This window comes from Streptomyces sp. NPDC006476 (assembly GCF_040612015.1).
In the GTDB taxonomy this organism is placed as follows: domain Bacteria; phylum Actinomycetota; class Actinomycetes; order Streptomycetales; family Streptomycetaceae; genus Streptomyces; species Streptomyces griseorubiginosus_B.
The window spans coordinates 112,285-126,819 of sequence record NZ_JBEXPK010000011.1; the positions used below are offsets into that span (position 1 = coordinate 112,285).

Below are 14,535 nucleotides of genomic sequence, written 5' to 3' on the forward strand. Positions count from 1 at the left end.
ACGCCACCGACCGGCACGCCGATCCCACGCCACCCGCGGCACACGCCTTCCTCCTACGGCACACGTATCGGGGAAATTCCGTGAGAAGAGGTGTACGCCGCGGCCCCAGCGGCAACCCTTGTGCCCGCACGGACACAAGCCGACGGCGCGTCACGGGGGAAGTGCGAACAGTGGAACGTGCGCAGGAACGTGTCTCGAACGCCGACCCCGCCGAGGGCTCCGGGGGATCCGGGATCGCCCTGGAACTGCTGGTCCACGGCGTGGGCGGGACGACACCGCAGGAGATGCTCGACGATCCGCGCACGGTGCGGATCACCGGGGACGACACGGCGGCCCTCTTCCGGCGGGCCGAGGACGTCGACGCGGAACTCAGACCCGACGACCACCGGGGCGGACCGGTCCCGGAGGCGTACGTCTGGTGCAATCTCACCTCCGGGAACAGCGCCCGCGCCCTGTGGCTGTTGCTGCTGCCCTTCATGGTGGCCAACCTCGCCCACTGGATGCGACCCACCGCACGGGGCCGGTCGCGCACGGTGCGCTTCTACGGACTGCTGGTCCGGCTGGTCGGTCTGACACTGACGGTGCTGCTGGTCGCGGCCGCCTGCGAGGTGGCCCTCGACCTCGCCGCCTGGCAGTGCGCGGGCACACGCGCCTGCGCCGAGCGGCACTCCTGGCTGGGCTTCCTGTCGCCCGACCTCTCGCACGACGGCTGGTGGAGCAGCCCCGGGCGCCGCCTCGCGCTGGCCGCCGTCGTGCCCGCCGCGCTCACCGGACTCCTGTGGTACCTCTCCCGCCGCACCTGGAGCGCGTACGAGTCGGTGCGGCCGGTCCCCCACCTCGACGAGCCCGACGAGGACGGCGACCACACCTCCCTGGGCCGCCCCGGATTCTGGTACGGCCGCCGCCTGGTCGCCCGGCTGCGCGCCGCCCACACCGCCGCCGGACTGCTGACGGTCGCCGCGGCCGTCGCCTCGTCCGCCGCGCGCTTCGACCGCGGACCAGAAGGTCCCGCCGTACTCGAGACCCTGGGCGTCCTGCTGTACACGGCGCTCGCCGCCACCGCTCTCGTCGTGCTGTGGGTGGTCTGCCGCCGGGGGCGCACCGAGAACCGCCTCGACCGGGCACTCGACACGCGTCTGGTACGACGCCTGCCGCTCGCCGCCCTCCTTCTGCTGCTCCTCGCCGCCGGATACGCGGGCTGGGAGCGCCCAAGGTGGGAGTCGGCCGGCCGGCTGCCCGGTGGCGGCACCACCTTCGGCGGGCTCGCCCTGATCCAGGGCGCCCTGGTCGTCGCCCTCGCCGTGATCGCCCGCGCGCTGTACCGAACCGCCCCCGACCGGCGTGCGGTCCTGCGCGGCCTGGGTGGACCCGCCGTCGCGATGCTGGCCTGCGCCCTCGGCGGAGTGATGTCCGGCGGTGTCTCCCAGCGGGTGTCCGACTGGCTGGACGGCACCGGCACCTTCCTGACCGACCCCCCGGTCCTGCTGACCTGGCAGGCATCCGTGATCCCCGTCCTCCTTCTCGTCCTGCTGGTGCTGTGCGCCGGCCTCGGACGGCGGGCCTGGCTGCTGCGCCGCACCGAGCTGACAGAGGTGGAGCTCGACCACCCGGGGGAATCCGTCGACCCCGCCCGCACCCGCGCCATCGCCACCACGCGCGCGATGGCCACGCTCACCGACCGCGCCCCCCTCGTCGTCGCCGTCGCCTCCACAGCGACCCTGCTCCTGGGCGCCGGCGCCCTCGTCGGCGCGCGCCTCACCGACCGGGCCCCCGGACCGGCCGCCCGGCACGCCCACGCCTTCGTGCACGGCGCCGCCCAGACCGCGCAGGGACTGGGCTCCTGGCTGATAGGGCTCGGCTTCGTCCTGTTCGTCACCTGGGGCAGGCGCGCCTACAAGGACGCCTCTGCCCGCCGCACCATCGGCATTCTGTGGGACGTCGGCACCTTCTGGCCGCGCGCCGCCCACCCCTTCGCCCCGCCCTGCTACGCCGAGCGCGCGGTGCCCGACCTCAGCTGGCGGATGGCCGGCTGGACCCGCGCCACCGGCGGCCGCCTCGTCATCTCCGGCCACTCCCAGGGCAGCGTGCTGGCCGCCGCGGCGGCCTGGCAGCTGAGGCCGTCCGTCCGCAAACGGGTCGCCCTGCTCACCTACGGCTCACCGCTGGAACGCCTCTACGGCCGCTGGTTCCCGGCCCACTTCGGCCCGGCCGCACTCAGCTCGCTGCACCGCGAGGTCGACTGCTGGCGCAATCTCTACCGGCTGACCGACCCCATCGGCGGCCCGGTCCGGCTGGCCGGCGACAGCGGCCCCGAAGTGGACCGTCCCCCGCTGAAGGACCCCCTCGCCTACGGCCGTACCGCCCGGCGCCCGCTGCCCGCCCCGATCCTCGGCCACTCCGACTATCAGGCCGACCCCGCCTTCGCCGAGGAACGCGCACGTCTCCTGGCCCGGCTCGGCCCACGGCTCCCCGCCCCGAGGGAACGGGAAGAGCGGCGAAACGACACCGCCGCGGAACCTCCCGCCCGCGCGGAGACCACAGCTGCGACCGCACCCGCACCGGCCCCGCACGTCTACATCGCGGCCGTACCCCCACGCACCGCACGGGCCAGCGCCCCCGGACTGCGACAGGCGGCGGCCCTGGCGCTGGTGTCGGCGGTGGCCTTCCTCGTGGCGTGGGCCTGCACCCGCGGGGCCGTCGCGGGGTTCGAGCGGCACGGCGCGCTGGTGCCGTCCGACACCGCTCAGGTCGTCGCCGCCGTCGGCGCCACGGGCCTGGGCATCGGCTCGGCGATCGCCTCCGTGCTCAAGGCGATCGCCCTGCTCACCCGCGCACGGCCAGAGCCCGCCCGCGCACGGCCAGAGCCCGCCCGCGCCCGCCCCGCGGCGCCCCGTGCCCCCGGCGCCGAGGAACCGTCCGCAGCGGATCTCGACGCCGTGGCGGACACCGGCGGGATCGTCTAGGACCGGTCCGGGAGGTCCTCCGGGAAGAGCAGCGTCAGGTCGTCCGTCGACGGCTCCGCGACCTGGGCGACCCGGCCCGCGTGCCGTTCGACCATGGCCTCGAAGGTCTGCCGGGCGGTGCGGCCGTTGCCGAACGCCGCGCCCTTGGGGATCTCGGTGAAGTACCGCAGCAGCGCCTCGGCGGTACCGTCCGCCAGCCGGTACTCGTGCTCCTCGGCCTGCTGCTCCACGATCCGCAGCAGTTCCTCGGGGTTGTAGTCGCTGAAGGTGATGGTCCGCGAGAAACGGGAGGCCACACCCGGGTTGACCGACAGGAAGCGCTCCATCTCGGCCGTGTAGCCCGCGACGATCACCACGACCGCGTCCCGGTGGTCCTCCATCAGTTTCACCAGGGTGTCGATGGCCTCCTTGCCGAAGTCACGGCCGGAGTCCTCGGGGGACAGCGCATAGGCCTCGTCGATGAACAGCACACCGCCGCGGGCCCGGTCGAAGGCCTCCTGGGTGCGGATCGCGGTGGAGCCGATGTGCTCGCCGACCAGGTCGACGCGGGAGACCTCGACGAGATGGCCCTTCTCCAGGACACCGAGGGAGGCGAGGATCTCGCCGTACAGCCGGGCCACGGTGGTCTTGCCGGTGCCGGGGGAGCCGGTGAAGACCAGGTGCCGCTTGACCGAGGCCGCCTTCAGGCCCGCCTGCTGGCGCCGCCGCCCCACCTCGATCATGTCGGTGAGGGCGCGCACCTCGCGCTTGACGCTGTCCAGTCCGACCAGCGCGTCGAGCTCCCCGAGCACGGCCTTCGACGTGCGCACCGGCTGCTCCGGCTCGGCGGCGGCCACCAGGGGCTCCTGCTCGGTGATGCGCTGCCCGGGGATCGAGCCCAGCAGACCGGGGGACTGGCTCACGGTCTCCACGGCGGTCTCATGCGCCACGGGCGGTCGCAGCCCGCCGCCGCTCTCGTCGCTGGTGCAGTCCTCGACGACGGGCCCGCTGCCGGGTGCCGCGTCGGGGCCGGCTTCCGCGAACTCGTAGCCGCCGCGCGCGCACCGCTCCGTGCGGCACTTCCTGAGCGTCGTACGGCAGCCGTCGATCACATGGAAGCCGTAGCCGCCGCTGCCCGTCACCCGGCAGTTGAGGAAGCTGCCCCGGCCCCCTGCCGAGACGTAGAAGCCGGCCTCGGCGGGGGAGTCGACCGTGCAGCGCTCGATCGTGGGATCCGCGCCCTTGGTGACGATCACCCCGGTCTGGGTGGAGTCCACGGTGCAGTTGTTGAGCGTGCCGCCGCTGCCGTGGTCACGGAACCAGGCGCCGGTCGCCGCGTCCCGGATCCGGCAGTCGTCCAGCTGGGCCGTCGCCCCGTCGCTCACGGACACGGCCGTGTTGCGCACCTGGGAGAGGTCGCTGTCGACGACGTCCGCGCGCGAGCCGCGGTCCAGCACGAACAGCGCGTCCGGAACGTCGTGCACCCGGCAGGAGTCCAGCACCGCGGTGGCGCCGTCACTGACCCATACCGCCGGATAGTCGCCCGTGCTGTCGAAGATCTCGCACTGGTTGGCGTCCACGCGCGTGCCCGGGTCCCACACGGACAGTCCGTTGCGCCCGAACTGACGCACCGTCGTACGGGTCAGGGTGAGCACCGACCGGGAGCGCAGGTCGACCGCGTTCTCCGGGATGTCGTGGATCCGGCAGTCCTCCAGCGTGAGCACCGCGTCGGTGTCGAGCGTGACACCGTCCGTCGTGGTGCGGTGCACATCGCAGTCCGTCAGATGCGCGGTGGCGCGGGCGGTGACCTGGACGCCGCTGCCGCGCACCTCGTACACCTCGCAACCCACTGCCTCCAGGGCCGAGTTCTCCCCGGTCGCCGACAGGCCCGAGCCCGAGGCGTGATGGATGCGGCAGCGTTCCAGACGCGGGTGCGCCCCGCCGCGGACCGCGACACCGGACTGGCCGGCGGCCACCACCTCGCACTCCTCGAACACCCCGCTCCCGCCGTCGAGTACGGCGATGCCGACACCGGCGGGGTTGTCGACCGTGCAGCGGCGCACGGTCGGACGCGCGCCGCCGCGCACCTCGATGCCGGCCGCGGAGCGGGTGACGATCCGCACGTCCAGCAGCTCCGGGGTGCCCTCCTCGACCAACAGGGCGGGCGCGGCGGCGTCCTGGCCCTCCACGTGCAGGTCCTGGACCACCGCGGACGCGCGCACGGTCAGCGGCACCCCGTCCATGGGCGCGATCCGCACCGATCCGGGGGAGCCCTCGGGGCCGCGCAGGGTCACCGCCCGCTGCACCACGAGGTTCTCCCGGTAGGTGCCGGGAGCGACGGTGAGGACGTCACCGTCCGCCGCGGCCTCCAGGGCGGCGGCGAGCGACGCGTACTCACCCGTGCGGCGCCGCCACCGCGATGTGCCGGTGTGCGTCACCTGGACCGTGCCCTGTGCCATGGCGTTGCCGTGCCCCCACCTCGTCGTACGCGGGTTTGTGCTGCCGAAGAAGCTCGGCCGGTCCACCGTAGCGTGCGCACGGGTGGTGGGTTGACCAGAGCCGTCAGGCCGTCAGCTGCCGGTGCCGGTCCGGCCCCAGTCGGGACCCGCCTTGTCCCAGGCCTGGTCCCAACGGGCGTAACGGCGGCGGACCATGCGCCAGACGATCATCCGGCGCCCGCCCTCGACGGCTCCTGCGGTCAGCAGGGCGGCGCCGAACCCGGCCAGTACCGCATGGGTCGTGGCCGTCGCGGAGTCCAGTGGGCGGGCCACTATGCGGCCGTGCGCGTCGGTCCATATCCGGAAGTGGTCGCCGTGGTGCGGCGATGTGAGGGCCGCGAGGGCGGCGCCCTGCCGGGCGGTGCCGTCCGGGGCCGTCCAGTCGGCGAGCACGCGGCTGCGCAGGTCCCGGCCCGAGGTGGTCTCGGGGTCGGTGTCCAGCGGGGAGCGGTCCAGCTTGCGCACCACGGTGGCCGTCACCGGATGCCGGGCCGCCTGCTGGTCCTTCGCGACCCGCTGCAGGGCGTCCTGGGCGACACCGCCGACGAGCGAGCCGATCACGGGCGCGGCGACCAGGATCAGCAGCAGGGCGACCAGAGCCACCCACGCCTCGACCAGATCGCTCGTGCGGCGCAGCGGATTGTGCCGCCAACGCCAGAGTCCCCGGATTGCTCGCACCGTCCCGCACCCCCTTCCCGTCCGTGATAACTCCCGGCGGAGGCGTTCACCTTGAGTCCCGGTCAAAGAGAGAGGGAAATCACCTGCGACCGGGGCCTCTCAGGAACTTCTCACGAAGAACCCAACGCCCGGCCCCCCGGCAGGGGTTCCCGCGCCACCCCGTTGTCCGGATCTTTCTCCGTGAGCGGAAGAGCCCGGCCCTCACTCCAGGACCGTGACCGGGTCGCCGACCCGGATCGTGCCGCGGGAGAGGGGCACGAGGTTCTGCCCGAAGGCGAGCTTGCCGTCGATGTGGCGGTGGCGCCCGAGCGAACGCAGAGGCTCCCTGCCGCGTACAGCGGTGTCCTGGTCGGTGGTGGTCACCACGCAGCGCCCGCACAGCTTGGCGACCCGGAAGGCGAGGTCACCGACGGCGATGCGCCGCCAGCCGTCCTCGGCCCAGGCGGGGCTGCCCGACACGACCACGTTCGGCCGGAAACGGTTCATGGGCAACGGTCCCTCGGCCGGGTGGGTGCCTTGCGCGATGAGGGAGTTGAGGGCGTCGAGAGAGGCCTCCGAGGTGAGCAGCAGCGGAAAACCGTCGGCGAAGGTGACGGTCTCACCCGGCAGCGCGTACTCAGGATCCACAGGCCGACGCCTGGCCGGATCGTCCATGTGCACCAGACGCGTACCGGCGCCGAGGTACGCCGTGCACCACGCGTGCGCGGCCGGATCCTCGGCCGGGACGCCCTCGACCTTCTCGCCGAAGATCTCCACCGGGATCGTGCCGGCCGGGCGGGGGACCGGCACGGTCAGTGGATCCGTCCCGGGTGCGGAGACACGGATGCCGCCGCCGGGCAGGAGCTCGGCGGCGGCCAGTGCGAGGCGCGGCTGCTGACGCTGTGTGACGACCTTTCCCCCGTCGTCGACCAGGGTCCAGCGTCGGTCCCCGGCCAGCCCCCAGGGCTCCACGACGGCCTCCCGGACCGCGACGGCCCGGAACGCCTTGACCGGATGGACGTGGATCGACTGCAGCAGCGTGTTCCCCATGCGCCCATCGTGCCAGGCCGCGCGGGCGGCCCGGCAGGAAGGCTCAGTAGCCCCGGTACTGCTGCTGGTTGTTGTACGGGTCCTGGTACGGGGCCGCGGCGGGCCGCGGAGCGGCAGGACGCATCGCCTCGTATCCGGCGCCGCCCGTCATCGGACGCATCGGCTGCGGCTGCTGCTGAGGGCCGGGATAGCCCCTCGGAGCCGTGGCCTGCTGCGGGATGTACGCGGCGGGCGCCTGCTGCAGCGGAGACGGCTGCTGCGCCTGCGGGTAGCCGTAGGAGGGCTGGGAGGGGCCCGCCGGAAGGGCGGGCAGGGCCGACGGCAGCGCGGGCAGGCTGCTGCCGGGCATGTCGTAGGCGGCGGGGACCCGGATCGGCGCGATCTGCGGGGTGCCCCGCTCGGCGACGAGCTTGTCGTAGATCGGGGTGTCCGGGAAGGCGGAGTAGTAGCCACCGCCGTAAGTGGAGCGGGGGGAGGTCATGGCACATAAGTTAAGCCCACGATGTGCTGGTTGGGGAGACCGATAAGAAGGTTGTTTTCCGTGTCCGCAGTGACGCGGGAGCCCCAATGTGAGCGAACGCGGCAAAATGGGACGGCGAACAGGGTTCTGATCCGGTAAAGCCCATGTTCCGGGAGGGTTACCGGCGGGTCGGTCCGATGTCGCGCGGTGCTCCTCATGGGACTTCGCCGTCCTGGGGAATAGGTTGTGCGAAAGGCGGATCGAACGGCCGTCGGAACCGTACTGGCGCGGTGACACGTGATGGGGGCGGACATGTCGATGTCGAAAGGCTCGAACACACCGGTGCCGCAGACGGCGCTGCGGGTGGAACTGGGCTGGCGCTCCGGCCCGGGCGTGCCCGACGCGGACTCCTCGGCGCTGCTGCTCGTGGGAGGCAAGGTCCGCTCCGACGGCGACTTCGTCTTCTACAACCAGCCCGTGCACTCCTCCGGCGCGGTCCGGCACGAGGGCAAGCGGGACGCCGGCGGCCGCATCACCGACACCCTTCTCGTGGACCTCGCGCGCGTGGAGCCCGCGATCGAGACCATCGTGCTCGCCGCCTCCGCGGACGGTGGCACCTTCGGGCAGGTCCCGGGCCTGTACATCGAGGTCCGCGACGCGGCGCGGGACACGGTGGCCGCCCGCTTCGACAGCGACGGCGCCACCGTCGAAACCGCTTTCGTGCTCGGCGAGTTCTATCGCCGCAACGGCGCGTGGAAGTTCCGCGCGGTCGGCCAGGGCTACAGCAGCGGCCTCGAAGGACTCGCGACGGACTTCGGTATCACGGTGGACGAACCCCAGCACGCGGCCCCCGCGCCCGCACCCCTGGTGACCGTGCAGCCGCCCGTCGCCCCGCCCGAGACGATGCCGCCCCCGTCCGGTCCGCCCGTCCCCCTGGCGCCCCCGGTCGGGCCCCCGGCTGTCGTACAGCCTCCGCCCCCGCCCACCGCACCGGTCCGGCTGTCCAAGGTCACGCTGACCAAGGCGGCGCCCGCCGTCTCCCTCGCCAAGCAGGGCGGCACCTCAGGCGCGATGCGGGTGAACCTCAACTGGGAGGTGCGCAAGCAGTTCTCCGGCTGGGGCAGCAAGCGGGGCCGCGCGGTCGCCATGCACGCCGACCTCGACCTGGACCTGTGCGCCCTCTACGAACTCACCGACGGCAGCAAGGGAGTCGTCCAGGCGCTGGGCAACGCCTTCGGCTCGCTGCACCGTCCGCCGTACATCCACCTCGACGGCGACGACCGCACCGGTGCCGTCGAGAGCGGTGAGAACCTCACCGTCAACCTCGACCACAGGCAGGACTTCCGGCGGATCCTCGTCTTCGTGACCATCTACGAGGGCGCGCGCTCCTTCGCCGACCTGCACGCCACGGTCACCCTCCAGCCGCAGTTCGGCGCACCGATCGACTTCTCGCTGGACGAGTGCACGGTCCCCTCCACCGTCTGCGCCCTCGCCCTGATCACCAACACCGGAAGCGACCTGGTCGTCCAGCGTGAGGCCCGCTACCTGGTGCCCGAGCGCGGTGTCAGCCCGCAGCGGACCATCGACCATGCGTACGGCTGGGGCATGAACTGGACCCCGGGCCGCAAGTAGCGGTTCAGCATGATCTAGCGCGGAACCGCGGGCGTTCACGTCCGGGAGGAAGCGCTTGTTGACGCTGCTCTGACCCGCGTGGGTGCTCGGGTCTGCGCTGTTGACCTCAGCTGGGACGTTTCTGGTTGTCGATGTACTCCTTGATGACGGCGAGCGGGGCGTCCCCGCACGAGGCGGCGAGGTAGGACGGCGACCAGAAGTGCTCACCCCACAGGTACTTACGGATATGGGCTGGGAACTCCTGCCGCAGGCGCCGGGCGGAGACACCCTTGAGGGAGCCTACGAGTCGGGAGACGGCGACCTTGGGCGGGTAGTGCACGAGCAGGTGCACGTGATTGCGTTCGCCGTTGAACTCCCGCAGCTGTGCGCCGAAGTCGGTGCACGTCGCGCATGACCTCAAAGTGTGCGTGGAGGGTGTGGACGACGCTGCGGCCCCTGCGGATATCGGGATGTGGCTCCCGGCGTGGTGACAAAGAGCATTGCTACGACCACGCCTGTGAAGATCGTGACGCCGCCAACCGGGTGTCCAAGGGGGCGTTCGAGCACGGCGTGCCGCGTGAGTACGAGCTGCGCAGGCACACCTACGCCGAACTCAAAGCCCGTGGGCCGGGAGCGCAGGCCGCGCAACACGTCATCAAGAAGGTGCGCGACGCGTACACCACACTCCAGGCCAACCTCCGTGCCGGGAACCTCGGAAAGGACGGATCCCAGCGTCGCCACAGGGCCAAGTCCAAGCCGGTCACCTTCCGGCCCCAGGCCGCGCAGCCGTATGACGACCGGTGTTTGAGCTGGCAGTACGACCAGTGGAAGTGTCCATCTGGACCGTGGGCGGCCGGGTCAAGAACGTCTCCTTCGTGCCACAGCGCGCTGAAGATGCTGCAGGTGCACCGGCAGGGCGAATCCGATCTGATCGAGCGCGACGGCGTGTTCTACCTCGTCGCCACCTGTGAGGTGCCCGAGGCCGAGCAGTACGAGCCCGATGGCTTCATCGGCGTGGACCTCGGGATCGAGAACATCGCCACCGCCTCCACCGGCTACCTCGCCGCCGGTCGAGGGGCTCAACCGGTACCGCAGGCGACAGCTCGCCCTGCGGGCCAAGCTCCAGAAGAAGCGCACCAAGAGCGCCAGGCGGCGGCTCAACGCCCGTGCGCGTGGCGGGCCGGGGTGCCCGTGGTCTTCGTCGATCCCGCGTACACGTCGCAGATGTGCGCCGAGTGCGGCCACGTCGACAAACGAAACCGTGTCGACCAGGGGCTTTTCATCTGCCGGGAGTGCGGGGTCGTTGCCCACGCCGACCGGAATGCTTCCCACAACATCGCCACCCGTGGCGAGAGCGTGTGGAATGCGGGGCGTGAGTCACGCGCCCGCGCCACCCCATAGGGGTGTCTGGACGGAGGAGTCCACCCCAGCAGCCAGTTGGGCACTACCTCCAAGCCCGGCCCTTCAGGGCCAGGTCAGGTTGACCCCTTGTCGGGCAGCGCGTCCGGGCGGGTGTAGGTGCGGCCCTTCCAGGCCGCGCCGCGGCCCCGGTAGTGCTGCACCGCCGAGTCGACCGTCATCAGGAGGTAGAGGAACGCGGTGAACGGCAGGAGGGGGGCGAGCCAGGACGGCTGGTCGTAGTAGCGGAGCATCGGAAGGTACGTGCCCGTCATCACCAGCCATGCCAGGCCCCCCACGACGGCCGCCGTGGCGTCCCCCGTCACCAGGCCCGCGATCAGGGACAGCGGCGGCACCAGATACACCAGGAGCAGTCCGAGGACCGTGCCGAGCAGCAGCAGCGGGTTGTGCCGCAGTTGCGCGTAGGCGCTGCGGGAGACCATGCGCCACAGGTCGTGCAGGCGTGGGTAGGGGCGCACGCTGTCGACCTTCTCGGCCAGCCCCAGCCAGATGTGCCCGCCGCCGCCCTTGACGGCACGCGCCAGCGCCACGTCGTCGATGACGGCGTGCCGGATGACGTCCGGGACGCGCGCCCGCTCGGCGGTCTCGGCGCGCAGCAGGACGCAGCCGCCCGCCGCGGCCGCCGTCCGCGCCCCCTTCCTGCCGATCCGGCGGAACGGGTAGAGCTGCGCGAAGAAGTAGACGAACGCCGGCACCACGAGCCGCTCCCACGGGCTCTCCACCCGCAGCCGGGCCATCTGCGAGACCATGTCGAAGCCGCCGGCGCGGGCCGCCGCGACCAACTCCCGCAGACTGTCCGGCCCGTGGGCGATGTCCGCGTCGGTCAGCAGGAGATACTCCGGCCCACGCGCGCGTGCCAGCCCGATCCCGTGCCGTACCGCCCAGAGCTTGCCCGTCCAGCCGGCCGGTGGTTCACCGGGGGAGTCGACGGAGAGGGGCAACCCGCCGTGCTCGCGCGCGAGTTCGCGGGCCAGCTCCCCGGTGCCGTCGGAGCTGCCGTCGTCGACGAGGAAGACCTCGGCCCGCCCCGGATAGTCCTGCGCCAGCAGCGAGGGCAGACTCGAGGGCAGTACGGCGGCCTCGTCGCGCGCGGGGACGACGACGCACACCGACGGCCAGTCGCCGGGGTCGTCCCGGCGTGGCAGTCTGACGTCCGTGCGCCAGAAGTAGCCCTGGCAGAGCAGCAGCCACAGCCAGGCGGCGAGGGAGACGGCGGCGGTCCACGCGATGGCGCTCACCCGCGCAGTCTGCCCCACACCACCGGCCGCCAGGGGCCCATCGTCTATCGTGGCCGGGTGAAGATCGCGCTCATGGACTCCGGAATCGGTCTGCTGGCGGCCACCGCCGCGGTACGGCGTCTGCGCCCCGACGCCGATCTCGTGCTCTCGCTCGACCCCGACGGCATGCCCTGGGGGCCCCGCACGCCCGAGGACCTGACCGAGCGTGCCCTGGCGGTTGCCGAGGCCGCCGCGGCGCACCGGCCCGAGGCGCTGATCGTCGGCTGCAACACCGCCACCGTCCACGCGCTGCCGTCCCTGCGCGCCCGGCTGGAGCCGGAGCTGCCCGTCATCGGCACCGTCCCGGCGATCAAGCCCGCCGCGGCCGGCGGCGGCCCGCTCGCGATCTGGGCGACCCCGGCCACCACCGGCAGCCCCTACCAGCGCAACCTGATCGCCGAGTTCGCCGACGGGGTGACCGTCACCGAGGTGCCCTGCCACGGGCTCGCCGAGGCCGTGGAGCACGCCGATGAGGCGGCCATCGATGCCGCCGTCGGCGCGGCCGCCGCCCTGACCCCCGAGGACGTGACGACCGTCGTCCTCGGCTGCACCCACTACGAACTCGTCGGCGAGCGGATCCGGGCCGCCGTCCAGAGGTCCGGAAACCCGCCCCTCGTCCTGCACGGGTCGGCGGGCGCCGTGGCCGCCCAGGCGCTGCGCCGCCTCGGCGCCCAGCCCCTGCCCGACGGCCCGGCCACCGGCACCCTGACGGTGCTGCTCAGCGGGCGGGAGGGCGCCCTGCCGACCGCCGCCCTCTCCTATGAAGAAGGCCGCATCCTGCAGGCGGTCAGCCCCGCACGGTGACCTCCGGTCACCGTGCGAACGCCCTCGGTGGACTGTGGCCCCGTCGGCGGAGTCACTCTCCGCGACGCGCTACCAGCGCAGCGAAACCTGAGTAACCTCAAGGGTATGAGGGACCACCCCCACAGCGAGAGCGCCCACCCCGACGTCTGGACCGGACGCGCCACCAACCGGGTCCAGTGGCTGCTGGCGCTCGGCGGCGCGGCCTGCATGGCGCTCGGCGTCGAGCTCGCCGTCGACTCCGCCTGGAACTCCGGCATCGCCCCGCTGGTGATGTCCGTGGTGGGCTGCATCGCCGCCGGGCTGCTGGTCATGTTCGGCACCCTCGCCTTCGTGCACGTGGACCTCAAGCTCGACAAGGATTCCCTGGAGGTGCGCTGCGGTCACATCGGCCTGCCGCGCCGCCGCATCCCCCTCGACCATGTGGCCGGCGCCGAGTTCGCCCCGCACGTCACCCCGCGCCAGTGGGGCGGCTGGGGCTACCGCTGGCGGCCGGAGAAGGGCACCGCGGTCGTCGTACGGCGCGGTGAGGGTGTGGTGCTGCGCCTGTGGGACGGCCACACGTTCACCATCACCGTCGACAACGCCGAGACGGCGGTACGCGTCATCCGCGACCGCCTCCGCCCGAGCACACCCGGCACGAGCCTCTGAACCAAGGGCCGGCCGCTCGGATCAGGCCGGCCGCGAGCTGCCGTTCCCCGCGAGAGAGCCGAGCGGCGGCCGCCGGTCCCGGGACGTCGGCGTGGTCAGGATGACAGCCCTCAGGGACCGCCCGGCGTCAGTCGGTCGTCCCGTGGTCGTACGTCCGTCTCCTGCCGCGGTGAGGCGTCGGCCAGCGGGCGGGCGGTGGCCAGGCCCGCCAGCAGGCCCGCGCCCGCCGACACGGCGGTGAAGCTCAGTGCGTTGCCGATGGCGGCGATGGCCGCGAGCGCCGTCAGGGCCGCGGCGGCGGTGAGCACGACGGGCGTCGGGCGCGGAGAGCGCCACAGCGTGTACAGCACCCAGCCGAACGCCGCCGCCAGCAGCACCACCCCGACCACTCCCTGTTCCGCCGCCTGCTGCAGCAGCGCCGAGTGCGGCTTGCCGTCCGGGACCAGCGTGCGGGTGGCGGTCGAGCTCAGCTCACCGAAGCGGCCCGGACCCACGCCTACAGCGGCGTTGCGGCGCACCAGACGCAGGGCGTCCCGCCACAGCTGCACGCGGTGCTCGCTGAGTCCGCCGGCCAGGGACGCGGTAAGCCCGGAGGGCAGCCGGTTCGCGGCGATGGCCCAGGTCGCCCCGCCCGTCACGACCGCCGCCCCGGCGAGGCCCGCCAGCCCCGGACCGCGGCGGGTCATCCGGCCCGCCGCGAGCGAGCACAGCAGTACGGCGACACAGGCCACGAATCCACTGGTCGAGCCGAGCGCCGCGGCGGTCACCGTGATCCCGGCCGCCAGCGCGCCGAGCGCGTACCGCAGCCCGGGCGGCTCGGCGGACCAGGCGGCACAGCACGCACCGCCGGCACAGAGGGTCAGCAGGGCGGCGGTGGCTCCCGCGTGCCCCAGCGGCCCGCCGATCTGCGGCCCCGGCGCGAGCCGCGGCACGGCGAGGGCCAGCCCGAGCCCCGCCAGCGCTCCCGCGCACGGCGCGGCGACCGGCAGCAACGCCCCGCAGATGCGGCCCGCGGAATAGCCGGCGGCCACGGCCAGCACCGCGAGCAGCACGCCCTCGGGGCGCCCCTCGTGCACCGTCGCCGTGATCAGCGACCAGACGGCACAGGCGCCGAGCACCACGACCCCCGTCGCGTCCGAAACGTTTCGTCTGTCGCCGTCCTCCCCAGG

The 14,535-nt window shown here is 73.0% G+C and carries 10 protein-coding genes and 2 pseudogenes; 5 read left to right on the forward strand and 7 right to left on the reverse strand.

The window, feature by feature from the left end; translation table 11 throughout:
- Positions 1-284: 284 nt before the first annotated feature.
- Positions 285-2,963: a hypothetical protein gene (locus tag ABZZ74_RS14730; protein ID WP_356764909.1), complete on the forward strand. Its 2,679-nt coding sequence runs from the start codon at positions 285-287 to the stop codon at positions 2,961-2,963.
- Here ABZZ74_RS14730 and ABZZ74_RS14735 read toward each other — a convergent pair.
- From ABZZ74_RS14735 to ABZZ74_RS14750, 4 genes are all read right to left on the reverse strand, one after another.
- Positions 2,960-5,401 (reverse strand): right-handed parallel beta-helix repeat-containing protein, encoded by a 2,442-nt coding sequence (locus ABZZ74_RS14735; protein WP_356764702.1) that lies wholly within the window; start codon positions 5,399-5,401, stop codon positions 2,960-2,962. The genes ABZZ74_RS14730 and ABZZ74_RS14735 overlap by 4 nt on opposite strands.
- Positions 5,402-5,512: 111 nt before the next feature.
- Positions 5,513-6,118, reverse strand: a complete 606-nt coding sequence (locus tag ABZZ74_RS14740) for a hypothetical protein (protein WP_356764704.1) — start codon at positions 6,116-6,118, stop codon at positions 5,513-5,515.
- 201 nt (positions 6,119-6,319) lie between these two features.
- Positions 6,320-7,147: an MOSC N-terminal beta barrel domain-containing protein gene (locus tag ABZZ74_RS14745; protein WP_356764706.1), complete on the reverse strand. Its 828-nt coding sequence runs from the start codon at positions 7,145-7,147 to the stop codon at positions 6,320-6,322.
- A gap of 43 nt (positions 7,148-7,190) precedes the next feature.
- The gene (locus ABZZ74_RS14750) at positions 7,191-7,628 is read right to left on the reverse strand and encodes a DUF6643 family protein (RefSeq protein ID WP_356764708.1); all 438 of its coding nucleotides are present in this window, start codon (positions 7,626-7,628) and stop codon (positions 7,191-7,193) included.
- A 297-nt stretch (positions 7,629-7,925) separates the two neighbouring features.
- Between ABZZ74_RS14750 and ABZZ74_RS14755 the strand changes: the two genes are divergently transcribed.
- Positions 7,926-9,239: a TerD family protein gene (locus ABZZ74_RS14755; RefSeq protein WP_356764911.1), complete on the forward strand. Its 1,314-nt coding sequence runs from the start codon at positions 7,926-7,928 to the stop codon at positions 9,237-9,239.
- A gap of 106 nt (positions 9,240-9,345) precedes the next feature.
- Here ABZZ74_RS14755 and tnpA read toward each other — a convergent pair.
- A pseudogene (gene tnpA / locus ABZZ74_RS14760) lies at positions 9,346-9,712 on the reverse strand (IS200/IS605 family transposase).
- A gap of 34 nt (positions 9,713-9,746) precedes the next feature.
- Here tnpA and ABZZ74_RS14765 point away from each other — a divergent pair.
- A pseudogene (locus tag ABZZ74_RS14765) lies at positions 9,747-10,619 on the forward strand (transposase); the annotation flags it as partial.
- 74 nt (positions 10,620-10,693) lie between these two features.
- Here ABZZ74_RS14765 and ABZZ74_RS14770 read toward each other — a convergent pair.
- Positions 10,694-11,875 (reverse strand): glycosyltransferase, encoded by a 1,182-nt coding sequence (locus tag ABZZ74_RS14770; RefSeq protein ID WP_356764710.1) that lies wholly within the window; start codon positions 11,873-11,875, stop codon positions 10,694-10,696.
- A gap of 57 nt (positions 11,876-11,932) precedes the next feature.
- On the opposite strand from ABZZ74_RS14770, the gene ABZZ74_RS14775 reads away from it, so the two are divergent.
- Entirely contained in the window at positions 11,933-12,718 is a 786-nt protein-coding gene (locus ABZZ74_RS14775; protein ID WP_356764712.1) for an aspartate/glutamate racemase family protein, read from the forward strand.
- A 105-nt stretch (positions 12,719-12,823) separates the two neighbouring features.
- Positions 12,824-13,366 (forward strand): hypothetical protein, encoded by a 543-nt coding sequence (locus ABZZ74_RS14780; RefSeq protein WP_356764714.1) that lies wholly within the window; start codon positions 12,824-12,826, stop codon positions 13,364-13,366.
- Between the two features lie 110 nt (positions 13,367-13,476).
- On the opposite strand, the gene ABZZ74_RS14785 is transcribed toward ABZZ74_RS14780, so the two are convergent.
- Positions 13,477-14,487, reverse strand: a complete 1,011-nt coding sequence (locus ABZZ74_RS14785; protein ID WP_356764913.1) for an O-antigen ligase family protein — start codon at positions 14,485-14,487, stop codon at positions 13,477-13,479.
- Between the last annotated feature and the right edge of the window lie 48 nt (positions 14,488-14,535).